General features: G+C 62.0%; 22 protein-coding genes and 3 pseudogenes. 12 read left to right on the top strand and 13 right to left on the bottom strand.

What is annotated here, in order from left to right:
* Positions 1–11: 11 nt before the first annotated feature.
* The gene (locus tag AC5RVN_RS08635) at positions 12–941 is read right to left on the bottom strand and encodes an NADP-dependent oxidoreductase (RefSeq protein WP_494137655.1); all 930 of its coding nucleotides are present in this window, start codon (positions 939–941) and stop codon (positions 12–14) included.
* 273 nt (positions 942–1,214) lie between these two features.
* Here AC5RVN_RS08635 and AC5RVN_RS08630 point away from each other — a divergent pair, with 273 nt between their 5' ends.
* Entirely contained in the window at positions 1,215–2,630 is a 1,416-nt protein-coding gene (locus AC5RVN_RS08630) for a GmrSD restriction endonuclease domain-containing protein (RefSeq protein ID WP_494137654.1), read from the top strand.
* 67 nt (positions 2,631–2,697) lie between these two features.
* Positions 2,698–3,414 (top strand): excalibur calcium-binding domain-containing protein, encoded by a 717-nt coding sequence (locus tag AC5RVN_RS08625; RefSeq protein ID WP_494137653.1) that lies wholly within the window; start codon positions 2,698–2,700, stop codon positions 3,412–3,414.
* 100 nt (positions 3,415–3,514) lie between these two features.
* Here AC5RVN_RS08625 and AC5RVN_RS08620 read toward each other — a convergent pair whose 3' ends face one another.
* Positions 3,515–5,173 (bottom strand): thiamine pyrophosphate-binding protein, encoded by a 1,659-nt coding sequence (locus AC5RVN_RS08620; protein WP_494137652.1) that lies wholly within the window; start codon positions 5,171–5,173, stop codon positions 3,515–3,517.
* A gap of 120 nt (positions 5,174–5,293) precedes the next feature.
* Positions 5,294–5,797 carry an Lrp/AsnC family transcriptional regulator gene (locus AC5RVN_RS08615; RefSeq protein WP_494137651.1) on the bottom strand — a complete coding sequence of 168 codons (504 nt, stop codon included), beginning with the start codon at positions 5,795–5,797 and terminating at the stop codon, positions 5,294–5,296.
* Positions 5,798–5,890: 93 nt separating this feature from the next.
* On the opposite strand from AC5RVN_RS08615, the gene hisC reads away from it, so the two are divergent.
* Together hisC and AC5RVN_RS08605 are read left to right on the top strand one after the other, a co-directional pair.
* A complete protein-coding gene (hisC, locus tag AC5RVN_RS08610; protein WP_494137650.1) occupies positions 5,891–6,988 on the top strand; it encodes a histidinol-phosphate transaminase in 1,098 nt (365 codons plus the stop codon).
* Between the two features lie 54 nt (positions 6,989–7,042).
* Positions 7,043–8,455, top strand: a complete 1,413-nt coding sequence (locus tag AC5RVN_RS08605) for an amino acid permease (protein WP_494137649.1) — start codon at positions 7,043–7,045, stop codon at positions 8,453–8,455.
* A 105-nt stretch (positions 8,456–8,560) separates the two neighbouring features.
* On the opposite strand, the gene AC5RVN_RS08600 is transcribed toward AC5RVN_RS08605, so the two are convergent.
* The 4 genes from AC5RVN_RS08600 to AC5RVN_RS08585 all read right to left on the bottom strand — a co-directional run bounded on the left by AC5RVN_RS08600 (position 8,561) and on the right by AC5RVN_RS08585 (position 12,280).
* Entirely contained in the window at positions 8,561–9,187 is a 627-nt protein-coding gene (locus AC5RVN_RS08600) for a 4Fe-4S single cluster domain-containing protein (RefSeq protein WP_494137648.1), read from the bottom strand.
* A complete protein-coding gene (locus tag AC5RVN_RS08595) occupies positions 9,184–9,990 on the bottom strand; it encodes a ComEA family DNA-binding protein (protein WP_494137647.1) in 807 nt (268 codons plus the stop codon). The genes AC5RVN_RS08600 and AC5RVN_RS08595 overlap by 4 nt, the downstream gene beginning before the upstream one ends.
* 217 nt (positions 9,991–10,207) lie before the next feature.
* On the bottom strand, positions 10,208–10,636 hold the full coding sequence (locus tag AC5RVN_RS08590) for a hypothetical protein (RefSeq protein WP_494137646.1): 429 nt from the start codon (positions 10,634–10,636) through the stop codon (positions 10,208–10,210).
* Between the two features lie 3 nt (positions 10,637–10,639).
* A complete protein-coding gene (locus tag AC5RVN_RS08585; RefSeq protein WP_494137645.1) occupies positions 10,640–12,280 on the bottom strand; it encodes an AAA family ATPase in 1,641 nt (546 codons plus the stop codon).
* A gap of 363 nt (positions 12,281–12,643) precedes the next feature.
* Between AC5RVN_RS08585 and AC5RVN_RS08580 the strand changes: the two genes are divergently transcribed.
* Both AC5RVN_RS08580 and AC5RVN_RS08575 read left to right on the top strand, forming a co-directional pair.
* Positions 12,644–12,973, top strand: a complete 330-nt coding sequence (locus AC5RVN_RS08580; protein WP_494137644.1) for a DUF4234 domain-containing protein — start codon at positions 12,644–12,646, stop codon at positions 12,971–12,973.
* Between the two features lie 2 nt (positions 12,974–12,975).
* Entirely contained in the window at positions 12,976–13,632 is a 657-nt protein-coding gene (locus tag AC5RVN_RS08575; protein ID WP_494137643.1) for a DUF8548 family protein, read from the top strand.
* Positions 13,633–13,737: 105 nt separating this feature from the next.
* Here the strand turns inward: AC5RVN_RS08575 and AC5RVN_RS08570 are convergent, their stop codons facing one another.
* Together AC5RVN_RS08570 and AC5RVN_RS08565 are read right to left on the bottom strand one after the other, a co-directional pair.
* A complete protein-coding gene (locus AC5RVN_RS08570) occupies positions 13,738–14,460 on the bottom strand; it encodes a hypothetical protein (protein WP_494137642.1) in 723 nt (240 codons plus the stop codon).
* 107 nt (positions 14,461–14,567) lie between these two features.
* Positions 14,568–15,317, bottom strand: a complete 750-nt coding sequence (locus AC5RVN_RS08565) for a FadR/GntR family transcriptional regulator (protein ID WP_494137641.1) — start codon at positions 15,315–15,317, stop codon at positions 14,568–14,570.
* A gap of 96 nt (positions 15,318–15,413) precedes the next feature.
* Between AC5RVN_RS08565 and AC5RVN_RS08560 the strand changes: the two genes are divergently transcribed.
* The 4 genes from AC5RVN_RS08560 (at position 15,414) to AC5RVN_RS08545 (ending at position 19,345) form a co-directional block, all read left to right on the top strand.
* Entirely contained in the window at positions 15,414–16,292 is an 879-nt protein-coding gene (locus tag AC5RVN_RS08560) for a carbon-nitrogen hydrolase family protein (RefSeq protein WP_494137640.1), read from the top strand.
* Between the two features lie 9 nt (positions 16,293–16,301).
* Positions 16,302–17,651: an APC family permease gene (locus tag AC5RVN_RS08555; RefSeq protein WP_494137639.1), complete on the top strand. Its 1,350-nt coding sequence runs from the start codon at positions 16,302–16,304 to the stop codon at positions 17,649–17,651.
* 49 nt (positions 17,652–17,700) lie between these two features.
* On the top strand, positions 17,701–18,480 hold the full coding sequence (locus tag AC5RVN_RS08550) for a carbon-nitrogen hydrolase family protein (protein ID WP_494137638.1): 780 nt from the start codon (positions 17,701–17,703) through the stop codon (positions 18,478–18,480).
* A 361-nt stretch (positions 18,481–18,841) separates the two neighbouring features.
* On the top strand, positions 18,842–19,345 hold the full coding sequence (locus AC5RVN_RS08545) for an 8-oxoguanine DNA glycosylase OGG fold protein (protein WP_494137637.1): 504 nt from the start codon (positions 18,842–18,844) through the stop codon (positions 19,343–19,345).
* 29 nt (positions 19,346–19,374) lie between these two features.
* Here AC5RVN_RS08545 and AC5RVN_RS08540 read toward each other — a convergent pair whose 3' ends face one another.
* Complete coding sequence (locus tag AC5RVN_RS08540; RefSeq protein ID WP_494137636.1) at positions 19,375–20,139, bottom strand: hypothetical protein; 765 nt, start codon at positions 20,137–20,139, stop codon at positions 19,375–19,377.
* Between the two features lie 816 nt (positions 20,140–20,955).
* Between AC5RVN_RS08540 and AC5RVN_RS08535 the strand changes: the two genes are divergently transcribed.
* Together AC5RVN_RS08535 and AC5RVN_RS08530 are read left to right on the top strand one after the other, a co-directional pair.
* The gene (locus tag AC5RVN_RS08535) at positions 20,956–23,103 is read left to right on the top strand and encodes a GmrSD restriction endonuclease domain-containing protein (protein ID WP_494137635.1); all 2,148 of its coding nucleotides are present in this window, start codon (positions 20,956–20,958) and stop codon (positions 23,101–23,103) included.
* Between the two features lie 79 nt (positions 23,104–23,182).
* A pseudogene (locus AC5RVN_RS08530) lies at positions 23,183–23,934 on the top strand (nitrilase-related carbon-nitrogen hydrolase).
* 35 nt (positions 23,935–23,969) lie between these two features.
* Here AC5RVN_RS08530 and AC5RVN_RS08525 read toward each other — a convergent pair.
* From AC5RVN_RS08525 to AC5RVN_RS08515, 3 genes and pseudogenes are all read right to left on the bottom strand, one after another.
* A pseudogene (locus AC5RVN_RS08525) lies at positions 23,970–24,065 on the bottom strand (DUF4357 domain-containing protein); the annotation flags it as partial.
* A gap of 622 nt (positions 24,066–24,687) precedes the next feature.
* Positions 24,688–25,020: pseudogene (locus AC5RVN_RS08520) on the bottom strand (8-oxoguanine DNA glycosylase OGG fold protein); the annotation flags it as partial.
* The gene (locus AC5RVN_RS08515; RefSeq protein WP_494137634.1) at positions 24,920–25,393 is read right to left on the bottom strand and encodes an 8-oxoguanine DNA glycosylase OGG fold protein; all 474 of its coding nucleotides are present in this window, start codon (positions 25,391–25,393) and stop codon (positions 24,920–24,922) included. The gene AC5RVN_RS08515 and the pseudogene AC5RVN_RS08520, both read right to left, overlap by 101 nt.
* Positions 25,394–25,426 lie beyond the last annotated feature (33 nt).

Here is a 25,426-nt window from a genome sequence, read left to right as displayed (position 1 = left end):
AGCTGTCTGGATCAGGAATCCTGGTCTACTGCGACCACGATCTTGCCGCGGGTATGGCCCTCCATGTTGCTGCGGAAGGCATCAGCGGCTTTTTCCAGCGGAAAGACCTCGGCAACTTCCACGCGGATCTTCCGGCTGTCCGCCAGGTCGGCGAGTTCCTGCAGGTCTGCTCCCACGGGATTGACCCACATCCAGTCGCCGCCGTGCTCTTCCACTTCACTGTCGGCGATCGAGGCATGCCGGCCTCCTTCGGCCAGCACGGCCAGCGTCGCCTCTAGGTTTCCGCCGACGAAATCGGCAACAACGTCCACGCCGTTAGGACGCAGCGCGCGAACGCGCTCAGCGAGTCCGTCCCTGTATTCAACCGCCTCAGCTCCCAGGGAGCGGAGGAACCCGTGGTTCTTCTCGGACGCTGTGGCAATGACGCTGGCGCCCAGGGCAACGGCGATCTGGATGCCAAGGGAGCCCACGCCTCCGGAACCGCCGTGGATCAGGACAGTCTCGCCGGCCTTCAGGCCCAGCCGGTTGAGGACCTGGTAGGCGGTCAGGCCGGCCAGCGGCAGGCCCGCCGATTCGTTCCACCCGAGCGAGGCAGGCTTCCGGGCCACGACCCGCTCCGGGAGCGCGATGTACTCGGCAAAGCTGCCACCGTGGACGTAGTCCTTGCGGCCATAGGCGATGACCTCGTCGCCGGGCTGGAACTGCCGGGCGTCAATTCCCACCGACTCCACAACCCCTGCCACATCCCAGCCGGGGATGGCGGGAAACTGCAGGTCCATGATGGGATCCAGGTACCCGGCCATGATTTTCCAATCCACCGGGTTCACTGCTGCTGCCTTGACCTTGACCAGGACCATTCCCGGCCCGACTTTCGGCATCGGCTGATCGCTGTATTCGAGGACGTCCGGGTTTCCGTATGTGCTGTAGGTGATTGCCTTCATGCCTTCCACAACCTCGTGGCCGGATCTCAGTATTCCGGGCCCGGCCACGAAGTGGCATATCGCACGGGCAGGTAGTCCGGCCGCGCGGATTGTTAAGCGCGTAAGGCCGAGTGCGACAAACCAGCTCAAGGTTCCATCAAGAGCAGCTCAACGTTGCCACAGGATGATGGCAACCTGGGGTTATGCACCTGGCCTCGAAATAGGCTTGACGACATACATTCGCTGTACTAGCAGCGAGTCAGGCCTGTCTGGCCAGCTTTATGGGGGAAAGAATTGCCAAACTACCGCACCCTTTCGGGTCCATCCGCGCCTGCACCGAAGCCGCCGCGTAAGCCACGTACCTCCACCCTCATCATCGGAGGTATCACGGCACTTCTCATGATTCTGGGGGCACTCAGCAGTGGAATTGGAATGGCGCTGGTTTTCCTGGCCATTTCCGGCGCGCTGACGGGATTCTACGTCCTGGCGACCGGGCGCCGCTCCTGGGCCATGTTGCCAGCCAAGCGAAGGGCCGGTGCCGTCGCCCTCGCAACCTCATTTGCCCTTTTCATCGCCGGCGGCCTCGCGCTGCCCCGGGTGGCTACAGCGGACCTGGAAGCTGCCGCGTCAGACAGCATCGTGTCAGCGGCGACCGTCAGTTCCAGCCCAACCGCTTCAGCCAGCGCCACGCCGTCGGCCGCTCCCACAGCGAACGAAACCGGCGCGCCGCTGGATCCCGAAACAACGGTTGTAGTGGCCCAAGGCACCTTGGTGTCGGCACCAAACAAGCAGCCTTCCTACGCCACGAAGGCGCTGGACCTGCTGGCAACCCTTCCCATCAAGGGCAGGGCTCCCAAGACGGGGTATGACCGGGCGCTGTTCGGACAGGCGTGGGCGGATGTGGACCGCAACGGCTGCGACACGCGCAACGACATGCTCAACCGCGACCTTACTGCCATCACCTACGTCAACAGTGTGCCGTGCAAGGTGAAGTCGGGAACGTTGGCAGACCCGTACACGGGTACGAGCATCAATTTCCTGCGCCGGCAGGCCACCAGTACCGCGGTCCAGATCGACCACGTGGTCGCACTCAGCGATGCCTGGCAGAAAGGCGCGCAGCAGTTGACTACGGAGCAGCGGACGGCGTTTGCCAACGACCCGCTGAACCTGCAGGCGACGGACGGTCCCACAAACATGAAGAAGGGCGACGGCGACGCCGCCACCTGGCTGCCGCCGAACAAGGGGTTCCGGTGCGAGTACGTCGCCCGGCAGATTTCAGTGAAGGCGACGTACATGCTGTGGGTAACTCAGGCCGAGCACGATGCAATGGCGCGGGTTCTAAGCGACTGCTCCGGGCAGTTGGCACCTACCAACGCTCAAGCACCCGCACCTGTTGTGGCTGAACCTGCTCCTGCGCCCGTTGCCCCTGCGCCCGTTGCCCCTGCGCCCGCCGCCCCCGTTGCTCCTGCGCCTGCCGCGCCTGCACCCGTCGCGCCTGCGCCGGCTCCGGTTGCGCCGGCGCCTGCTCCCGTAGCACCGGCTCCTGCAGCGCCCGCCCCTGCTCCTGCAGTCCCCGCCCCTGCTCCCGCTGCCGCCTACTACGCCAACTGTGCTGCTGCCCGCGCTGCCGGTGCCGCACCGCTCTTCGCAGGGCAGGCTGGCTACCGGCCCGCGCTGGACCGCGACTCGGACGGCGTGGCCTGCGAGTAACGCTCAGCTTTTCGGGGGCCTGCACTTACATGCATCAACAACACAACAACATTCCTATGGGGAAAAAATGAAAAAAATTGGAAACCTGAAGAAATCACTGGCGCTGGCCGTTCTGGCCGGCCTGATGCTGACGGGATGTGGCGGCAAGCAAGCAGAAGTAGAGCCCGCCGCTGCAGCTACAGCTGTGGAGACGGCTGCAGTGTCGGTGACGGTGCCCGGTGTGGTGGGCATGACCCTGGATAAGGCTACACAGCAGCTGGAAGATCTTGCATTCGAGGTCGAGGCAGTGGACATTGTCGACGGCAAAACGATCATGGCGCCAAAGAACTGGCAGGTGATTTCCCAGGACCCCACGGAAGGCAAGAGCGCGGATAAAGGCTCCGTGGTTAGGCTGGGCGTCAAGTCCCTTGATGTTCTGGCGGCTGAGAAAGTTGCCGCCGACAAGGCAGTGGCTGAAAAAGCCGCAGCAGAAGCAGCAGCTGCGGCGAAGGCCGCCGCTGAGAAGGCTGCAGCGGAACAAGCTGCAGCTGCGCAAGCTGCTGCAGAGCAGGCGGCCCGGGATGCGGCAGCAAAGCCCGCCCCCCAGGTACCCGCCGCGCCGGCACCTGCGGCACCGGCACCTGTTGCACCGGCCCCCGCCGTACCGGCACCAGCCCCCGCCGCCGCTCCGTTCGCCAACTGCACTGCAGCCCGAGCAGCAGGTGCAGCCCCGGTTTACGCCGGAACGCCCGGCTACGGTAAGCACTTGGATAGGGACGGCGACGGTATCGGCTGCGATAAATAGGCCAAACCAAGCCAAAAACAAGTGCCGTGGATGCCGTCAAAGGTATCCACGGCACTCCTGTCTCAAAGCAATACCGCTGGAACTGAGGCGAGGCATTGAGCTATCCCGCCACGGCAGCCTTCGCCGCCTGCGAAGCCGCCATCCACTCGCTCAGCCACGGGGCCCGTACGCTTGACGTGATCCGGCAGTCGGCCACGAAGGTTCCCCGTGCGCCGGCGTCGATCCAGTCCTTCAGGGCGGCCAGGTCGGACAGCGTTCGGATCACTGCCGCCTCGGCACCCAAAGCCCGGGCGATGCCGCTGAAGTCCACCTCGGGGATCAGCATCGGCTTTTCGGTCAGGCCCTGCGAACCGTACTGGTGAATTTCGGCGCCGTAGGCGGCATCGTTGTAGATCACGACGACGGCGCTGCTTGCCGTACCAATTAGCGATTCGAGGTCGGACAGGCCCATCAGGAAGCCACCGTCGCCGGACGCCAGCACCAGGGTGCGGCCGTCCTCCAACGCACGGGCTGCCCCGACGGCGCTCGCAAGACCCAGCCCGATGGACTGGAACGCGGTTCCCACCATCACCAGGTCCTGCGGCCGCGGGATGTTCCAATACATGGGTGCCCAGCCGATGAAGTGCCCGCCGTCCTGCACCACTGTGCGGCGCTCCGGCAGCACGGCATCCAGCGCCGTGGCGAGGGAGCGCGGATCGAGCCGGCCGTCCTCGGTCACCTCGGCGCCGGCATCGTGGCCGGGTCCTGAGGCCACGCGCCGGAGGGCTTCCGCCCGCCAGCCCTCCGCCGCAGCCTCATTATCGAGCAATGACAGGAGACGGTCCGCGGCGGACTTCACGTCCGCGCTGACGAAGAGGTCCACCCGCTGGTTGGTCGGCTGGAGGGCGGTGTCGATCTGGATGACGGTGCTGTCCGGCCCGAGCAGGTGCCCGAACCGCATCGTGAAGGGGCTCAGGCTCGCCCCTGCCACCAGAACCACGTCGGCTTCACCCATGAGGCCCGCCGCGGAGTCAGTGCCGAAACCGCCCGCCACGCCCAGGTACCCCTCGCCATTGAGGAGGTTGAGCGCGAGGGCGGTTCCGGCGGTTAGTGCGCCGAGCCGGTCGGCGAGTTCGCGGAGTTCCGGGCCGGCGCCGGCGAGGTGCGCGCCGCGGCCGGCGAGGATCAGCGGCCGCTTGGCCTCGGCGAGCAGGCGGGCTACCTGCCCAAGGTCGGTGCCGCCGTCGTGCGTTGCCTGGGGTGTGGCCGCCGGCGGAAGTTCCTCATCCTCAGCCTCGAGTGCCGCGAGGTCGTAGGGGATGGCAATGACGACGGCGGTGCGCTGGGTGAGTGCGTACTGCACCGCCTGCTGTGTGATGGAGTCGGCGGCGTCGCGGGTGACGGTGAAGGTGGCAGCGCCGAGGCCGGCGGCGATTGCCGCCTGGTCCACGTCCTGCGGACGGGCGCCGCTGCTCGGGGCGTCGCCGGTAACCAGCACGACGGGGATCTGCGCCTGGACCGCCTCGGCGAGGGCGGTGAGGGCATTGGTGTAGCCGGGGCCGTAGGTGGTGGTTCCCGCTGCGAGCCGTCCCGACGTGCGGTAGTAGGCGTCGGCCGCAGCGATGGCGGCGCCTTCGTGGCGGACCGGGGAAAAGCGGAGGCCCAGCTTTTCGGCGGCGTCCAGGAAGTAGACGTTTCCGTTGCCCATAACGCCGAAGACATCGCTGAGGTAGCTGCTGAGAACCTGTGCCACACGGCCGGAGACGGTAAGTGAAGTCATGCAGGAATCGTGTGGCCTGCGTCTCACGTTTGCAATACCGCTCGATACTGCTGGGACTTTTGGCAGTAGAAGAAGCAGCAAGTGACAATCTGCCCAAGTTGTGGCCAGCGTCACCTGTTTCTAGTCGGAGGGCCGGCCTTCCTGCTCGGACAGGCGGCTGATGAGCCCGTCGTACCGGGGCGGCATGAGTTCCATGACGGAGATGGCGGTGCTGGTCCGCTGGATCCCGTCGATTTCCAGGATCTGGTTGGTGATGCGGTAGAGGTCGGCGGTGCCGCGGGCCACCACCTTGGCCATGAGGTCCGCGTCGCCGGTGGTGGCGTGCACCTCGATGACTTCCGGGATCGCTGCGAGGCCGCTCTCCACGGAGCCGAACCGCGTCTGGCTGATTTCCAGGGAGAGGAAGGCCATGAGCTCGTAGCCGAGCGCTGCGGGGTCCAGCCGCCGGCTGAAGGAGCGGAGTGCGCCGCTGCGCTCCAGCCGTGCCAGCCGGGCATGGACGGTGTTGCGTGCGACGCCGAGTGTCCGGGAAAGTGCCAGGGCGCTGGCTTCGGGGTTCTTGTCGAGGGCCAGGATGATCCGGCCGTCGAGCGAATCGAGGGTGCGAGCATTCGAGATGGTCATATTTTCACCAGAGCTACTAGAAGTTGAGCAGAAGTCCCAATGGCATGAGGGTATCTTGCAATGTGGGCCGGATCACAATCATGATCGGTGCTCATGACCCTCACTCAATCCCGGACTGCACCGGACACTGCGCGCCCCACCCTTCGTGACGCGGTGACCGGCCTTCCGTCTTACGTCCCGGGCCGGCGCAGCGCCGGCATGGACATCGCAGCCCTCGCCAGCAACGAAAGCCACTACGAGCCCCTGCCCGCAGCCACGGCTGCGGTGGCCGCAGCGGTCGGTGCCATGAACCGCTACCCGGACTCGGCCGCCGTCGAACTCCGCGGACGGCTTGCCACCCACCTCGGCGTCACCGCCGGAGAGGTGGCGGTGGGACCCGGCAGCGTGGGTGTCCTCCAGCAGATCATCACCGGATTGTGCGACGCCGGGGATGAAGTGATCTTCGCGTGGCGCTCGTTCGAGGCCTACCCCATCCTGGTGGAGCTTGCGGGCGCCCGGCCGGTCCGCGTCCCGCTAGACCACCTGGAGGGCCACGACCTCGATGCCATGGCGGCGGCGGTCACCGAGCGCACCAAGGTGATCCTGCTCTGCACCCCCAACAATCCCACCGGCGTCCCGATCGGCCATGACCGCATCGAGGTTTTCCTGCGCGCCGTCCGCTCCGACGTCCTCGTGGTGATCGACGAGGCCTACGTGGAGTACGCCGAGGCGGGCAGCGGCCCCGATTCCCTCGCGCTCTACCGCGAGTACCCGAACGTCTGCGTCCTGCGGACCTTCTCGAAGGCCTACGGACTGGCCGGCCTGCGCGTGGGCTATGCCGTGGCGGCGCCGGACATCGCTGAGGGGCTGCGCCGGACCGCGCTTCCCTTCTCGGTGAGCGCGCTGGCCCAGAAGGCGGCGATTGCGTCGCTGGACGCGGGGGAGGAGATGGAGGCGCGCGTCGCCGTCGTCAAGCAGGAGCGTGCACGGATGTCTCGGGAGCTGGCAGCCCGGGGCTGGAAGCTGGAGCCGAGCCAGGGCAATTTCCTGTGGATCCGTGCCGACGATGAGCTCCGGACGCGGCTGATGGAGGCGTTCGACGGCGCCGGCATCCTGGTCCGGGCGTACCAGGGCGACGGCGTGCGGATCACCGTTGCTGACGCCGCTTCCAACGACCGCGTGCTCCGGCTCCTCGAAGCCCACCCGTCCTGAAACTCATTGAACCTCAACCCCAATCCGTTCCACCTACTAACTAGAGGAATCCCCATGGAACAACAGACAAAGACGTCTGCCCGCGCCCTCGGTGCGGCCCTCAAACCACGCCAGCTCACAATGATGGGCCTCGGAAGCGCCATCGGCGCGGGTCTCTTCATCGGCTCCGGCGCGGGTATTCAGGCGGCTGGTCCGGCCGTGCTGGTCTCCTACCTTGTGGCCGGCACGCTCATCATCTTGGTGATGTGGGCCCTCGGTGAGATGGCGGCCGCCAACCCGGACAGCGGCGCCTTCTCCGTCTACACCGCCAAAGCGTACGGGCCGGTGGCCGGCGCCACCGTCGGCTGGCTGTGGTGGATTCAGCTGGTGGTGGTCATCGCGGCCGAAGCGCTCGGTGCGGCAGGCCTGCTGGCCACCATCTTCCCGGCCCTGCCGGTATGGCTGATGGCCTTTGTGTTCATCGTGGTGCTTACCGCCGTGAACCTGACCAGTGTGAAGAACTTCGGCGAGTTCGAGTTCTGGTTCGCCCTGCTCAAGGTGGCGGCAATTGTCGCGTTCCTGGCGGTGGGCGCTGCCTTGCTCTTCGGCTGGTTGCCGGGCGTCCAGTCGCCGGGCCTGTCCAACTTCATGGGCGACGGCTTCGCGCCGAGCGGCTTCGCCGGTATTGCCACGGCGCTCTTCGTGGTGGCGTTCGCGTTTGGCGGAACCGAGATTGTGTCCGTGGCGGCAGCTGAGACCGCCGAGCCGGCCCGCAGTGTGAAGAAAGCAGTCAGGACGGTGCTGTGGCGCATCCTGGTGTTCTACATCGGTGCCATCTTCATTATCGCGGCTGTGGTCCCGGTGGGTTCGGAGGGGCTGAAGAGCCCGTTCGCCGCGGTGTTGGAAGCCGCCGGGATGCCCGGTGCGGCCACTGCCATCACTTTGGTGGCCGTCGCGGCACTGCTTTCCGCGCTCAACGCCAACCTCTACGGTGCCTCACGGATGGCGTACTCCCTTGCGGAGCGGGGTGAAGCACCACGGTTGCTTGCCTCGGTGTCCAAGGCGCGGGTCCCGGTTGTCGCAGTCCTGGCCAGCGTCGCGTTCGGCGTTGTCACGGTGGTGCTGGAGCTGGCGTTCCCCGAGATGGTCCTTGGCGTTCTGCTCAATATTGTTGGCTCGACCTGCCTGCTGGTTTGGACGTCTGCGCTCCTGGCCCAGCTCGCGCTGCGCCTCCGTGCCGACCGTGAGGGAACAGAGCTTCCCTTGCGTATGCCTGGCTTCCCGTGGCTCACATGCTTTGGCCTGCTCATCCTCGCGGCGATCTTCACCGTGGGCTTCATAGGCGAGGATTCCCGTCCCCAGCTCCTGAGCACCTTCGGACTCGTGGCGCTCCTGGCTGTGGCGAACTGGCTGAACCAGCGGAAGCGCGATGCTCGGCCGGGTGTCGAATCTTCGGAGGGTGACAAGCAGCCGGTCCTCATCGACTGAACCACGTGCCCTGACCAATTGGGGGTTCAGGGCACACGAAGGGCGCGTCCGGCTTTGGCCGGGCGCGCCCTTCGCAATGCGGTTGTCGGCTCTCGTGTCGTGCCGTTACAGAGCGGGAGTTCTCCGCGCCTTCCTGCTCGTTCCGGTGGCCTCGGCCAGGTTCTGCAAACTGTTCGTGTCCAGAAAACCGGCAACCTCGACTGAGCCATCAGGCAGGACACGTATGTCAACACGATTGGCGGCAATTTCAGGCCGATAGGAGCTATACCGCTCGGAGATGTGGATGAAGCGTTGATTGGTGGAACCGACCAATGCTCGGTCTGTTTCCTGGTTCCACGCTTGATAGGGGCCGTCGACGAGCAGATCAATTCCGGCAAGGAACCTCTTCGTGTCTTCGTCCTTGTCACGCAGCGTCTCGTACTCGTAGCCGGAGAATGCTATGACACCTAGCCCCCGTTCCTGCGCTTCTCGGGCAAGCTTCGCCCCAGCGAAAGGCTGGTCAAAGGGCTCACCTCCGATGAGCGTGAGGCCCTCGACTCTCCCGGCTAGGGCACCCAGAACGATGTCGCTGACCGTCATGTCGCTTCCGCCGCTCGGGCTGAAAAGATGCGGATTTATGCAGCCCGTGCAGCGGATGCTGCATCCCTGGAACCAGACGGCTGTGCGCAGCCCAGGGCCTTCGGCTGTCGTCCCATGAAGGACTCGCGCGATGCGCAGAGCTTCCCTGGTCAAAGGTCGAGTCTACGGGCTGCTTGATTCGCGCTGCGCCGCGATGGCTGTGGCTGGTCGGGGGCCGGCATGGCCCCACTGTTTGGGTTACCGAAGACAAGCCTGTGACGGTGTGGAATGAGAAGGTGCGGTTGTACCTGGGCCCTGGCCATGAGTTGCTCGAAGGAGGTGAACCGTCCTTGGCTTTGACGCGCCTGCACGATACGTTCGGCAACGGCGTGATCGATTCCGAGGGCAGCAACGAAGTCGTGGGTGGCTGCCGCATTCACGTCAATGGCGGCCGACTGGGCACTATGACCCGAAAAAGTTTGGGCCGGCGGAGCATATTGCACAGGAGGTGCCGGAGGTGGAGGAACGACCGACCTGAATGCGGCGGACGCGGCGTTGGGATCGTAGCCTGCGGCAGGGTTGGTACTAATCGAGGGTGCGGAACTGCCGGCTTGGGCATACCACTTGGTGTCGCCAGCGTGCGCTTTCCACACCAGCCATTTCCGGTTGGTGAAGAAGGTTGCCACGAGTCCACCGATGAAGGTGAGGAACCATATCCATCCCCAGACGGTGCTCGCCGTGGAACGGATGGGTGCTTCCTTTGTGCCGGAGTCATACGTTCCGGTCGCCACCATGAGGCCGACTCCCAGGACGAGGAACCCAATGCCCATTTGGATCCACAGCTTGTTCTTGGCTTTCACCCCGCGGATGAGAATTCCCACGCCTGTAAGGAAGCCGAAGGAGAGGATAGTCCACAAGACTCCGGCACTGTTCCGCAACCGCCATCTTCGTGAACACAGTTTTTCTTCGGGCGTCATCGTCCGTTGTCCCCCTCATGCTGAAGTTGGTGATTAGCCACTATTTGTGTGGCGGGTTGAAAGTAGGCAGGTGTCAGGCGTGAATCCGCAATGACCGCGTCGGGCAGGAGGGCCTGAATCGCTGCCAGCTCATCTACGCAGGCTGGGCCGGGACCATTGGCCTCAGCAGTGATGGATCCGGAGGCTGAAACTGTAATAGTTATGGTCTTCTTTTGCATCATGTGGCCTGTTCGAAAACGAGTTGAACTTCTCCGTTTGCTGCCGTCTGGGAGACCAAGGTCATCCCCATCTCCGCGGCCCGGGCGTGCAAGGAAGCGATCGTTCTTTGCTGCAGCACGGCACCAACGGTCATGTCCAAGGCAGCCAGCATTTTGTCAGTGACCTGGTCGTCGGCGCGATCGACACGCCCGAGGAACAGTTCACCGATCCGTTGAAAAGTGATCCGGCCGTAAGGGCTGTCGCCGGTAATGCGCCCTTCTGCGACGCTGAGGCTGGTGGCGCCCATTGCAAGGAGCGCGTCGTGCAGCAGTTGCTGGTCCTTGATCCGAGTGGTCTTGCACTTCTCGCAGAGATCAGTGCTACGCGCTTCGCGGATAGCGGCGATGGCGGCAATCCCAAGGGGGATGAGGAGGACTTCGAGACTCATGGCCTAGTCCCCGAAGTCAATCTGCCGACCACCACGCCAAGAGTTAACGTCTGCTGGCGCTGCTGACCCGCTGGTGGAGTAATCACCCCTGGAACTCGTCGACGTTGCTGCCACGGCACGCTGTGAAGCCCAATCTCGGACTCCCTTGATCTGCTCGGCTTGGGTGACCGACAAAGGGACAGTGTTGGTGATCGCCCGGCGGAGGTCTTTTTCGTTCAACCGCCGGCGTTCTGAATAAGCCTCGAAGCAGGCACTGACGGCCGCTTCGGCAATTTCTGCACCTGAGAAACCTTCTGTATGTTCAGCAAGGAAGCCCAGGGAGTCGCTGTTGATCTCGAAATCACCACTCGCCGCAGACCCGGCGGTGAGTCTCCTCTCAAGCTGGATGCGCCAGATGTGGACGCGTTCCTCTCTGGTTGGCAAGTCCACGAAGAAGATCTCGTCGAAGCGGCCCTTACGGAGGAACTCCGGCGGAAGGGTATCGATCTTATTCGCGGTGGCGATGACAAAGACCGGATTCTTTTTCTCCTGCATCCAGGTCAAAAATGTACCGAAGACCCGCTGGCTGGTGCCCGAGTCACCACTGCCGCTGGAACCAAAACCCTTTTCAATTTCATCTATCCACAAGATGGACGGCGAGACAGCCTCAGCCAGCCTGAGCGCTCCCCGCATATTCTGCTCGCTGGATCCTACGAGGCCGGAGAAGACTCGGCCGACATCTAGGCGGAGTAGGGGCAGACCCCAGAGCGTCGCCATGCATGTCGCGGTCAGGCTCTTGCCGCAGCCGGGGATGCCGGTGATGAGGACACCTTTCGGCGCCGGGATGGACCAGCGCTGGGCTTCGGGCAGCCACGAGCCGTTCCGCTTTTCCAGCCATTTCTTCAGATTTTCCAAGCCTCCGACGTCGTTCATCGACCCTTCAGGCGTGATGAACTCCAGCAGTCCTGATTTCCTGATGGTCTGGCGCTTTTCGTCAAGGACCAGAGCGATGTCAGAAGCGTCCAGTCGACGGTCCGAAGCGATGGCGCGTGCAAAGGCATTTTCTGCCTCGCCAAGCGTGAGGCCCTGTGCTGCTTGGATGAGCCTCTGACGTTCATCCGTGCTCAGATCAACGACGATCGATGCCGCGTTCGCGTTGACTATCTCATCGAGAACACCCTCGATTTCCCCTGCTGTAGGTAAAGGAAGGTCAACAACAGTGACTTCCTTTTCCAGGTCAGGCGGAAGTGTCATGCCCGGAGAAACGATGATGAGGGTATGCGGGACCTCTCCCGTGCGAAACGCAGTCGCTGCGTCCTGTACTGCACGCACCATGGTGGGCTCGGCTGGGCGTCCCTGCGATCCTAGGAAGTGGTGCAAATCGAAGAAGACGAAGATGGTCGGCTCTTGAGTCTTTATCGCTTCTGCCAGGGCAGCGTCGGGAGCGGTGGGCTTTCCCGTCGTTTGACCGGGGGCGTGCAGTCCCCTCGAAACGGTGTAAGTGATGACCCTCCGCTGACGACGTATGTCTGGGCTGACGGCGACGGCTTCCGCTGCAGCGACTACCCTGTCACCTTCGTGGGTCTCGACGAGAAGGATCGGGTGCCTGGCCCGGATCAACTCCACCAGCGTGGCCCCGAACTTCAGCGGTGTCTTGGAATTCATATATGCCCCCACGTAACTTCTGTCACAACTGGAGGAAGCATATCCCACCAACTTCCGCCCTAGTGGAGGTAGAAGTTGCGGCTGACATAATGACAGGCGCCAAATATATGCGCCGAAGGGGGAGTTGAATGCAAACTTCTCCGGGCTTCGGGGCTGAGGAGCAGACGGAGCGGTTGCTAGTCCCTGCAGGAAAAAGTCACGGCGGCTCGCGGATATGACGTTTCCCGCAGGATCACCTCAAGATTGGCGCAGGTTGGCCGTCCGCCATGGGGGCTCGGATACGTTCATTCGGGGGAAATCTACGACGCTGTGTTGCGCCGAAGTTATGACTCCGAAGTTCCATGAAACGTACCTAGGAGAATTATGAAATATCGCAGCATCGCAGCGCCGCTACTTTTGCCTCTCGTCACTTTCGGTATCTACTCCTTGGTTTGGAGTGTCAAGACGAAGAACGAAATGAATAAGTACGGCACGGAAATCCCCACCGCTTGGTTGCTGATCGTGCCTATTGCCAACATCGTTTGGCTATGGAAGTACTCCGTGGGAGTCGAAGTCTTCACGAGTCGAGGCCTCGGGCGTCACGCCGCGTTTTGGTTGATACTCCTTCTCGGTACCATCGGCCCAGCAATCGTGCAGCACGAGTTCAACCGGAAGGTTGCCCCAGCCACGGTAAACGTTCCTGTCTCGGCCTGATCATGGATGCTCTCGTCGACGCGTTCGTGCACGATGTCAAACAGATCCCTGGGGAGCGGTTCGAAATCTACCGAAATGGCTGGGAAGGGCAAATCGGTATGGCCCTACTCGATGCCGTCTATTCCAAGCAAACGCAATATAGGACAAAACGGGGCAAGGGTCTCCTCCCGCGGTTGCTGGCCTTCCATGGCAAACATGTGCTGGCACGTTCAGACCTCCGGGAGTTACTCAAACTGTCTGAGTCGGAGCTCCAAGACATCCTGGGCAATGGGGTGACCAATGGAAGGACGAAAGCGTCAGCAGTGCTGGAGGCAGCTGAAAAGCTTGTCGGTGCTGAGGTCTATACCCACGAACAGTACGACCATCTGAACCCTTCCCACAGAAGTGCTTACCTTACAGTTCACGGATTGGGCCCTGTCACCCACAACTACTTCGGGATGTTGCTCGGCTATCCCGACACGAAGCCGGATACATGGATCGTCCGCGCCGTTCAGCGGGTGGCAGATGCTGAAAACCTAGGGCTTGTAGTCAAGCCAAAGCTGGCGAGAACTGTAGTCACTAAGGCTCATGACATAACGAAACTAGGAAAAACTGTCACGCATATGGATCACGCTATTTGGCTGACGGAACGCGCCGGAAGACCGGTGGATCAAGAGTGAGCCGCCGCTGGTAAACCCGCGACGAAGGAGAGCGACGGCCTGGACCGAACTGCGTATCCGGGCTGTCGACGCGATCTCGCTATCCTGAATAGCTGAACGTGCACGTCAGCGGTTCCAGAGCTGATGCTTGTATTCGTTGATCAGTTGAGCTTCCACCTGAAGGGCCTGGGCTCTGGTCTCAAGCGTCTGCCAGCGAACTTCCAGTCCTGCATGGTCAATCGCTGAACGCGCTGCTTCCTTCGCCCTCATGGGAGTGCCTGCATGAGCTTCGTCCAGCCGTGCTTGGAGCCACTTCGGGTCTTCCAATGCCCTGTCGAAAGCATGCTCTCCCAACCCGGAGCCGGCTCCCTTGCCGCTTGCGTAGATTGCCAGCCGGCCACGGAGCCCATTGCCCTTCCTTTCTCCTGCCATGCCTATGTATACAGGGCCGCGATGAGGTTCCGTTGCAATCCGGAACATGTAAACGCCGGGGAATGGCGGCGCGACTTTAAGGGCATCGTCAGAGGGGATCCACTCGGACCACGTTCCATGACTGGGGTTGGCGACTGCACGGACGGGAACAGGGCGAAGACTGGGCTGTTCAACTGTCGGCAGATGGGTTGGGACGGGTGGGATAGCGGGAGGTGCCGGCGGTTTCGGAATACGCCGTCCCCGCTCGGTGGCCAGTTGTTCTACGTAAATCGGGCTGAGAAACCAGTTTCCTCCACGCTGCGGAGGGAACTGTCGGGCGCCTGGAGGCCGTTCATCACGAAGCCTTTGTCGTAACATTTTCGGATTCATCCCGATATTGGCAGCGGCTTCTTCAGCGCTGATTATGAAGTCGTCCACGGTTCAATCCTGCCGTACATACTTGCTTTCTAAAGCGAGGCTCGGGGGACCCTCTGACGCATAAGGCAGGCCAAGCGCTAGAAGTTACTTCATTCTTCCCCCGGGGACTACGGCCGTCCGCCCACCGCCAGCCCCATAAACATGGTCCGGTGGAGGATGTCCACGTGCTTCCGGGCGACCTCTACGGCTTCCTCAACGCGACCGGCGCGGAGGGCTGCCGCCAGCGCGATGTGGTCGTGGTTGGACTTGTGCAGCTTCTCGATGGGGTAGGGAATGAAGTAGTCATAGAGCTCGGCGAGAGTCTCTTGATAGACCTCGACGGCGCTACCCATTCCTGACGCCGTTCCCACCAATTGATGGAACCGCTCGTCGGCCTGATGGTAGGCGGACCAGTCAGTGGCCTCTGCCATGGCCCCGGTCAGCCGCTCCAGCTCGTCCAGCTGTTCAGTCGTTGCGTTGACCGCCGCATAGTGGGTGACCGCGCACTCGAACAGCAGCCGCCGGTCCACCAGCCGGTTCACGGCCTGGGACTCTGCCGGTGACGCCGAGAGTTCCGCCAAAACATCCGAAGGCGGCGAGTCCGCCACGAACGTTCCCCCGGCACGCCCGCGCCGGCGCACCACCACGCCCTGCTCCGCGAGGCTCGCCAACGCTCGCCGCGCTGTAATCGGGCTGACCGACAGACCCAGTGCCACGTCCTCCTGGTCCGGCAGCCGCTCGCCCGGCTTCAGCAGCCCGAGCGAAATCGCCATCCCGATCCGCATCCGCACCGCGTCCATCGCACTCCGGCGCTCCATGCCGCGCACTCCGGCACCGAGGCGCGCGGGCTCGACGGTGTCCTCCAGCTGATGGGTCATATCCGCTACTTTACGGCCCACGTCGGGCCCCTTCCCTTTATTGGATCATTCTGATCTAATATAACCCGGATCACACCCCAACGCGGAGAAAAACCCATGCAACGCATCCTTCCCCTTATCGCTGCCCAGGCCCGGCCGCGGCTCATCGGCGAACCTGTCTCGGCCTTCGCCGACGAGGTCAAAGAAGCCCTCGAAGCCCAGCCGCACAGCAAGCTGGTCGTCTTCCCCGAACTGCACCTTTTCGGCGACGACAACCCGGACCTGCAGCGCACCGAAATGCTCCAGGCGTCCGCCGAACCGCTGGACGGACCACGGGTCAAAGAGCTCAAACAGCTCGCGAAAGACCTCAACATCTGGCTGGTTCCCGGCAGCGTCTGCGAACGCGGCCCGGAAGGCCAGCTCTTCAACACCCAGCTGGTCCTCTCCCCGGAAGGGGAGCTCGCCGGCTACTACCGGAAGATCTTCCCCTGGCGCCCGTTCGAGCCCTACGACCCCGGCGACAAGTTCACCACCGTGGACCTGCCGAGCATCGGCAGGGTGGGCCTGAACATCTGCTACGACGCCTGGTATCCGGAGGTGTCCCGCCAGCTCGCCTGGATGGGCGCCGACGTGATCCTCAACGTCGTCAAGACCACCACCCCGGACCGCAAGCAGGAACTGATCCTCGCCAAGGCCAACGCCATCGTCAACCAGGTCTTTATGGTCAGCGTCAACTGCGCCGGCCCCACCGGCCAGGGCAGAAGCATCATCGTCGACCCGGAAGGCAACACCCTCGCCGAGGCACCCGACGACCAACCGCTGCTGCTCGCCGCGGAACTGGACCTTGCCGCCGTCGAGCGTGTCCGCACGCACGGCACGGAGAACCTCAACCGCCCCTGGTCGCAGTTCCGCGAGGGGGAGCCCGCCGTCGAACTTTCCGTCTACCAAGGCCGGATCAACCCGGCCACCTGGACACCGCCGTCCTACAAGCCGTAAGGAAACACCGTGACAACAACCCTCACCCGCACGCTGAAGCTACCCTCGCTGGTCCTGTTCGGGCTGGCGTACCTGACCCCCATCATCGTCCTGGGGATCTTCGGCATCATCGCCGAAACCACCGGCGGCGCCGCGCCCGCCGCATACCTCGTGGCGCTCGTGGCCATGCTGTTCACCGCACACAGCTACGGCCGGATGGCCATCGCCCACCCCGTGGCCGGCTCCGCCTACACCTACGTCCGCCGGTCCATCGATTCCCGGGTGGGGTTCCTGGTGGGTTGGGCCGTGCTGCTGGACTACCTGTTCCTGCCCATGGTCATCTGGCTCATCGGCGGCTCCTACCTGAGCGCCCAGTTCCCCGGCATCCCCATCGGCGTCTGGATCGTGGGCTTCATCGTGATCACGACGCTGCTGAACATCCTGGGCATCAAGGTGGCGGACAAGGCCAACTACGTGCTGATGGCGTTCCAGCTGCTGGTCCTCGTGTTCTTTGTGGCGCTGGCCATCGGCAGCGTGGTGTCCGCCAACGGCGCCGGGGGACTGGCCAGCGGGCAGCCGTTCCTCAATAACACCGCCAGCTTCGCCACCATTTCCGCCGGGGCGGCCATCGCCGCGTACTCGTTCCTGGGGTTCGACGCCGTCACCACCCTCACCGAGGAAACCATCAACCCCCGCCGGACGGTGCCGCGCGCCATCATGCTCGTGGCCCTGATCGGCGGCGGCATCTTCGTGGCGGTGTCGTACGTGACCCAGCTGGTCCACCCCGGCGGTGTGTTCGAGGACTCGGCTTCGGCGGCCAGCTCCATCGCCCTGCAGATCGGCGGGCAGCTGTTCGGCGCCGTGTTCCTGGCCGGCCTGGTGGTGGCGCAGTTCGCCTCCGGCCTCGCCGCGCAGGCCAGCGCCTCCCGCCTTCTGTACGCGATGGGCCGCGACTCCGTCCTGCCCAAGGCGGTCTTCGGCCGGCTCAGCGAGAAGTTCCACACCCCGGTGGCGAACCTGGTGGTCACCGGGATCGTGGGCTTGATCGCGATCTTCCTGGACGTGGCAACGTCGACGTCGTTCATCAATTTTGGTGCCTTCACCGCCTTCACGCTGGTGAACGCCTCGGTGGTGTTCCACTACGTGCGCCAGCGCCGGGCCGGGCAGCAGCTGAACCCGGTGTCCTACGTGGTGGTCCCGGTGATCGGCGCCTTCATCTGCGCGTACCTGCTCTCCCGGCTGGACAGCAACGCCATTACGCTGGGGGTGTCCTGGCTGGTGCTGGGCGTGGTGGTCCTGGCTCTGATCACGCACGGGTTCAAGGCCTCGCCGCCGGAGATGACGGCCACGGAAAAGGCGACGGTCGAGGCGGCCGCCTGACCCTGCCAGCTTTGGTAGTTTGGCCGGCGGGCCAAGGGAAGGAACAGCCGTGAGGATAGCGCTGGGGCAGCTGGAGTCGGGCGCCGACATCCGGGCCAACCTCGCCGCGATCGACCGGTTCGCCGCCGAGGCAGCGCGCGACGGCGCCGCGCTGGTCGCCTTCCCGGAGTACGCCACGTACGAGAAGAAGAAGGTGGACGCAACGTTCCCGTCGGTGGCCGAGCCGCTGGACGGGCCCGTCTGCCGGGAACTCGCCACCATTGCCCGCCGCCACCGCATCGCGCTGGTGGCGGGCGTGGTGGAAACCTCGGACGAGCCGGGCAGGGCGTACAACACGCTGGTGTCGTTCGGGCCCGACGGCGGCCGGCTGGCTTCCTACCGGAAGATCCACCTTTTCGACGCGCAGGGCTTTGGGGAGTCCGAGTTCATCAAGCCCGGACCGTCCACCGAGCCGGTGGTGTTCGAACACGGGGGAGTGCGGTTCGGGCTGATGACCTGCTACGACCTGCGGTTCCCGGAGCTTGCCAGGTCCCTGGCCGACGGCGGCGCGCAGGTTTTGCTTGTCTGCTCGTCCTGGGTGCCGGGCGAGCACAAGACGGAGCAGTGGCTGGCGCTGAACGCCGCCCGTGCTATCGAGAACAGCGTTTACGTTGCGGGGGTGTGCCAGGCACCCCCGGTGTCCGTGGGCCGGAGCGTGCTGGTGGACCCGATGGGGGTTGTCGAGGCCGACCTTGGGCTGGAACCCGAAGTGCGGGCGGTGGAGGTTTCGCTGGAGACGGTGGACCGGGTGCGGGAGTCATTCCCCATGTTCCGGCAGCGCAGGTTGTAAGGCTGGCTGGGCTACCTGAACCTCTGATGCCACTGGTATTCGTCAAGTGCAGCGGGACTGATTCTCCGCCAGCAGGCATTACGGAACGCCGAAACGCAAGTTAGAAGTGTCTGCAATGGAGAGGCGCTACTCGTGGCGCTGACACGCGCTCCGATCTCGATAGGGCACCATGGCCTTATGACCATAGACGTTCCTGCTGCCCTTGAACCCTCTTTAAGCGCCGAACAAGTTCCGCAGGCCTCCTTTCCATGGGGTCGAGAGTCGTGGCAGTTGCAGATGCACGATTTGCCGGAGGTACTCGAGACGCTAAAGCGGCTACCTGACCGTGTCGATCGCAAGCTGATTGGCCGGGTAGTTCAGGATGAACTTCAAGCGGGGCGTGCTGAGCGCTTTTGTTCCTGCCATGGTCTGGGGTTGGGGTACCACGTCTGGCCTAGGAGCCCTTCGAACAAGGTGGGTATTGACAGGTATCGGTGAAAAACGGGCTGTTGAAGAGCCTGTGCTGCCGTCGGTTAGCGAGCGTTTGCAGGCGGGGGCCGAGATAGTCCGCAAAGAGGGCGCGGTTGAGGCGTTCAGGCTGATGAACAACGGCGGCCACATCAAGCATCTGGGATCTTCGTACTTCACCAAGTGGCTCTACTTTTCGTCTGCAATGGCTGGGCCTGACGACCCTGCTGCCGCACCCATTCTGGACGACACGATCACGGATTGGCTGAACGAGGAAACGCCACTGAAGTTCGACCGGGCAAAGACGGCATCCTACGCCGCGTACTTGGACTTACTGGGCTGTTGGGGCAAGAAGTATGGTCTTACCGCAGTTCAAGTTGAATCCGCGATCTTTAGGCTAGCGACAGGACGCGGCTGACCTCGGCAATAGACGATTTTCGGGAGCGTTCACTGGTTCGGCGCAATGTTCCTACCGTTTTCCAGCAGCCTCACCAAAGCCGAGAGGCGTTCGTCAAGAAGCCTCAAGCGGTCACTTTCAGTGATGGCTGGGAATTGAAGATCACGAGCAAAATCTTTAAACCAAAGGGCAAGATCTTGTGGCTGCTCCCTTCGAGCGTCTTCCATATAGCGGATCCTGAATGTAGCGAAGCCAGTAATGGAGGGAAGCGGAGCGCTGGAGTCGGCCATCAACTCAGCCACCGCACGCTGTTCTTCCCGCCAAAAAATGAGATGAGGCCCGCCCGTACTATCAGATGCGAACGTGCGTCTGATGCTATCGATCAGCTCAACGACATCGTGAGTGTCGGCGTCAGACTCAAAGCGAAGTAGGTTGTCTTGGCTATGCAGCAATTCTTGCAGCGCCCAATATTTGGCGAACCTGTATAAAGTCCCGAGGAGTGCCACTTCACCCCGATGGGTGTCTCCATTCCTGATGTACAAGGTGAACTCATTCTTCCGGATATTCCAGATTCGTTGCTGCAGGTCCCTTGCTGCCGCTAACAAGGGCTCCCGCAAATTGTCCAATTTGGCCCGCGCACTTATCTCCCGTTCCTGATTCCGGGTGTCCGTCTCAAGTTCGTTCTTCAGCTGAATAAGTTCGCGGCCATTTCTGGCCTGGCCACGCTGGGTTGTCCAGCTAATGAAAGCGGCAATGGTGGAAGCTACGCAGGCGCCGGAGGCAGTGATGACGGCTGCGAGAAGGGCAGGATCCATACCTCATGGTAGACACCGGGGACGGTGGATCTCGCTCGCACCTGCCAAGCGCCACAATTGCGATAGTGCCGAGGGGGAAACAGGTGATGAGAAGGGCAGGGTCTACAACGCCCTGGTGCCTTTCGGTCCCGACGGCGGCCGGCTGGCTTCCATCGGGAGATTCACCGTTTATACGCGTAGGGGTTGGGCAAGTGACTTCATTCAAGTCCCGCCCGTCCAACAGCCCGGTGGTCTTCGTGTGGAGAGTATGGTTCGGCTTTATGATCTCCGGTTGTTCCCGAAGGGGAGTTCACTGCCTCAGGATGATTCAGCTAAGCATAAAAACCGTCTTGTTTGAACTGTGATCCACGCTTGCGGCACCGCGGCTCTGCGCGCATAAATTACTTGCAGGAAAAATTGACGTCAAATGCGAAGGAATTGATGAACTCACTTTCTCAGCCTGCGGCGTTGCCTGCTGAACGTTAGTTAGCGGTCTTTTCCCGGTTGGAAGGGGCACTCGTTTCATGGAGTTGGAATGAGTCCAAGGGTGTTGTCGCACGACTGCCTCAGGTTTTTCGGGCACTCCTGGCTTTTAGATGGGGGGCCGAATGTCCTTGAGCTACCAGAAGGGCTAACGCGGCAATTAGGAGCAGCTGCAACAGCCATGGAGAGAGTCCTCTTGATCACATGCGAATCGCCTATTGTCAGTCTGGTGCTCATGCTAGCCACACACAGGCGCGACGACATAAAGGTGATGTGATCCAGAAGACTAGCCGGTGCATTTAGACTCGACCCCATGCCGCTGCACGACATACATGCCATGAAAGGACACCGCGCGTGATTACACAGGTTAAGACACCTCGTGACGTCTTCTACCAGCCACAGCGGCTGATGGTCCCGTTATTCCAGCGCCCTTACGTCTGGAGCAAGGAAGGGCAGTGGGCTCCACTATGGGACGACGTTCAAAGGCTCGCTGAGCGGCGGTGCAACTTTGAGCTGCAAGCGCCGCACTTTTTAGGGGCAGTCGTGATGCAGCAGCAGATGGGTTCGATTGGAACGCTCCCCATTCGTACGATCATTGACGGGCAGCAGCGACTAACGACAATGCAGCTCATGCTGAGTGCCGTATATGAACAAGTACGCCTTGTAGGTTTTGAAAGTATCGCTCGGCAAGTTCAGGACCTGGTCGAGAACCCCGAGCACTTCACCGGTCACCCAGAGGACCGGTTCAAGGTATGGCCAACCAACCGTGACCGTCCCGCCTTTAACGAGGTGATGTCGGCGGTTGCACCTTTTGAACATGGAAAATTGACCAACGCCGGCACCCGAATGGTCGCCGCCCACCAATTTTTCTCTAGGTCGGCCGAAGAATGGCTGGCAGGTCCTGACAAAGAGAAGCGTGCACACGCGCTCGTTGAAACAGTCAGCAATCAGCTTCAAATTGTTGTCATCGAGCTTCAGGCGGACGAGGATGCGCAGGAGATATTTGAGACTCTGAACGCTCGTGGTACACCCCTCACCGCAGCTGACCTAATCAAAAACTTCGTCTTTCAGCGACTCGATGTAGCACCGACCCAAGCGGAAAAGGCATATCACGACTATTGGGAGGCATTTGAGACTCCATTCTGGGAAACGGAAATTGCATCTGGCCGCGTCACATACAGTCGGAGCTCGCTTTTCCTGAATCAATGGCTTATTGCGCAGTCCTTAAAGGATGTGACGGCGAAGGAGGTCTTTGGGCAATTCAAACGTCATGTGGCGGACAGCAACGAACCGATTGATGCGTTGTTGCCCAAAATTAGGAGGAACGCAGAGATCTATCGCTCGTTCACCGAAAGAGCATGGAGTTCCACCAACATCCTTAGTCGGCTCGAGCTCTTCATTTACCGCACCTCGACGCTCGAATCCGAGGTGGTAAAGCCTCTAGTCCTCTGGCTTGAGGATCCGGATCGGGCGACTGTTCCATCCGAACAGCGGGAGAAATGCTTGGCGACGGTTGAGAGTTGGCTTATCCGGAGGACGTGTGTTCGTGCCAGCACGAAGGCATACAACCGGATCTTCGTTGACTTGCTCAATTATCTAAGCCAGAAGCCACGTGAAACTGTTGGTGACTTCACTGAAAAATACTTTCTGCAGCAGGACGGTCCCAACGATTATTGGCCCGGAGATGTTGAAGTTCGCCGTGAACTTACAGACATGCCCATCTACAAGCGCTTTCGGCGCGGACGTTTGCGGATGCTCCTCGAAGCAATCGAAGACTATCGACGCGGTTGGACTACTCAGCGGCCAATGCACGAACAGCCCGTCATTCGAGGCACAACGACGATAGAACACATCATGCCTCAAGAATGGTCACTCAACTGGCCAGGAGCCGATGGGGAAGACCGCTCCAGACAGCGCGACGCCTTGGTTCAAACGCTCGGCAACCTAACGCTCCTTACTCAGTCCCTCAACAGCAGGGTCTCCAATGGGCCGTGGCAGGGAGCCAAAGGTAAGCACGCAGAGCTACGTAAGAACACCTCTCTTCTTTTGACCCGGGAAGTGGTAGAGCTCGGCGTGCACGGCTGGACTGAAGACTTCATCACGGAACGAACAGAGCGCATGATCGACGACATTCTCGAGATTTGGCCCGTACCGGTAGGACACAGCGGCAAAATAGCAGCCTCTGTCGAACGTGCCACTCCTCGCGTGGAAGTCGCGGACTTGGTCAGCGCAGGCCTAATTCATCCGGGTCAATCGCTTTTTGCGCGAGTCCAGGCCCACCGGGGGAAGCCATGCCAGGTCAGCGAAGATGGATCACTGTACGTCGGCGACCGCCGTTACGACACTCTAAGCGCGGCAGCGAGAGCTATCACGGGATCCCAGTCAGAGGCTGGTTGGTGGTTCTGGCTCGTCGATGTCGAGGGAGACAAGTCAATGAGTGATGTACGGCAGGAGTTTGTTGAGGCCTTGGCAATCGGAGGCGAGCTCGTAGATGCTCCGTAGCTGCTCCTCTCAGTTGGTGCTGCCTGAGAATAAAGCCGCAGCTGGAGTCGGGCGCTGACATCCGTGCCAACCTGGCCGGATACACCGGTTCGCTGCCGAGGCAGCGGCCGACGGCGCCGCGCTGGTTGCCTTCCCGGAGTACGCCACCTATGAGAAGAAGAAGGTGGACGTGACGTTTCCCGCGGTGGCCGAGCCGCTGGACGGCCCCGTCTGCCGGGAACTGGCTGACATCGCCCGAAGCCATGTCATCGCGCTGGTGGCGGGCGTGGTGGAAACCTCGGACGAGCCGGGCAGAGCCTACAACACGCTGGTGGCGTTCGGGCCCGACGGCGGCCGGCTGGCTTTCTACCGGAAGATCCACCTTTTCGACGCGCAGGGGAATCCACATTCATCAAGCCCGGCCCGTCCACGGCCCCGGTGGTGTTCGAGCACGGGGGAGTGAGGTTCGGGCTGATGACCTGCTACGACCTGCGGTTCCCGGAGCTGGCCAGATCGCTGGCCGACGCCGGCGCGCAAGTCCTGCTGGTCTGCTCGTCCTGGGTGCCGGGAAGCCACAAGGCGGAGCAGTGGCTGGCGCTGAACGCGGCCCGGGCGATCGAGAACAGCGTGTACGTGGCGGGGGTGTGCCAGGCCCCGCCCGTGTCCGTGGACCCGATGGGGGTGGTTGAGGCTGACCTGGGGCTGGAGCCCGGGGCGCGGGCGGTTGAGGTTCGCTGGAAACGGTGGACCGGGTCCGAAAGTCGTTCCCGATGTTCCGGCAGCGGCGGATGTAGGCGGACCGGCCATGGCTCCCGCTCCTTCTCGTGCTCCATCCTACGAAAGTGCTTCTGAAGCGATGACTTCGACCGTTTCGAGGCGCGTCCGCTCTAACTCATCCAATGTCTTTCGTGCAGGGCATTCTTCCAGCAAGTGCTTCCATTTATTGATCGGCCTACGAGCGCTGCAGCCGCAACACTTGGACTGTTGAAGAGGTAGGTCCTTCACGAGCATCAGCCTCTTGTTTTTGACCTCGATGACCTCACTTTCTGCAAGCTTGCACCACAGATTCACAATCCATGTGGGGCAGCTTTCCGATTAAGTGGGTCGACCGTACGAACCTGCCGCGACTATCAGGCCTTCCGCGGTCAAAGTTCCCCTCCTTCCGCATCCCTGACGGGAAAATGAAAGGTGCTGGGTTGCAGCATAGATCTACATCTCGGAAGCAACGTCAGGTTCTTTTTTCTGAATAGGCTCCATTGTCGGAAACCTAGCGTTGCGAGAAGTACTGAAATCGCGTCCAGATATTCACTGCAGTCAGCATCAAAATAGTATCGCGCTGCGGTTTATCGAAGACCTGCATTGAGACTACAAACGCCTATTGCCCCTTCTGCGAGCTGAACATGGAGAGGCAATACCATCTGGACAAAGGCGACGCCGACCGCTCCCTCAAGGAATTCCTTGATCGAAGTCTGCCCCTCCAGCTCGCTATCGTTCGTTCTATTCATGCATCGGCCCGTTGATGGTTCCTTGTCTATGTCTGATTGGACAGTTAGGCCAGGCGGAGAGGCTGCCTCCAAGCATGGTGCTGGAAGTCCAGTGTTGCCTCTAAGTACTCGACCGATGGCGCCTGAAGAGGGTTAGCTCTATCTCGTCGGCTCGGACGCTCCGTCTTCCGTTGAGCCGTTCGCTTGCTTGCTCGGCCCAACGCCCAAGCAGCCCGCAGTATCGGTCGTATGTCTCTGGCCACCAACCTGCAGTGGGCGCCTGCGGCCACGCGTCCGAACGAAGATTTTTTGAGACGACCCGATCGAGGATGACGTGTTGTGGGTGGACCGCACTACCTTGGGCGAAGTAGAAAAATTTGGTCGAAAGTGCGGGTCCAAATTTGGGGATTCGTCCAGCGCCTTTGTCGGTGGTCAGGGTGCGGTAGGCCTCGTGGAGGTGCCCCGTCTTGAACCAATGTCCAGGCTGTTACGAGACGTTGTCCTGCCTTCTTTTGGTGAGCGTTTAGTCCGTCTAGTCGCTGGTGGAGCCGGGGCACGTGTACGCAACCCCAGGCTAGCGAGTAGTAGAGCAACTGGAAGGCGTTTTCGACTGTCGGGGTCTGATCGCCAAGGTCGGACACTTCCTTCCGCGTCTCAGATGTACGTCCAGCGCCTGCGAGTTTTCCCTGAGCGGGTGGTAGCTCACGTGCGGTAAGCTCGCGTTTCCAGCGGTCGCTATCCACTGATACTTCGTGGTTCAGCACTGCGGAGGAACCTGGCAATTTCGCGAAAATGTCATCGGGCAGCGGTGCATCTTCGTTGATCATGGACTGACTCTACGGGGGCCTGCTGACTCCGCT

This window comes from Arthrobacter sp. sptzw32 (assembly GCF_059089735.1).
This window is presented reverse-complemented; position numbering and strand designations above follow the sequence as displayed.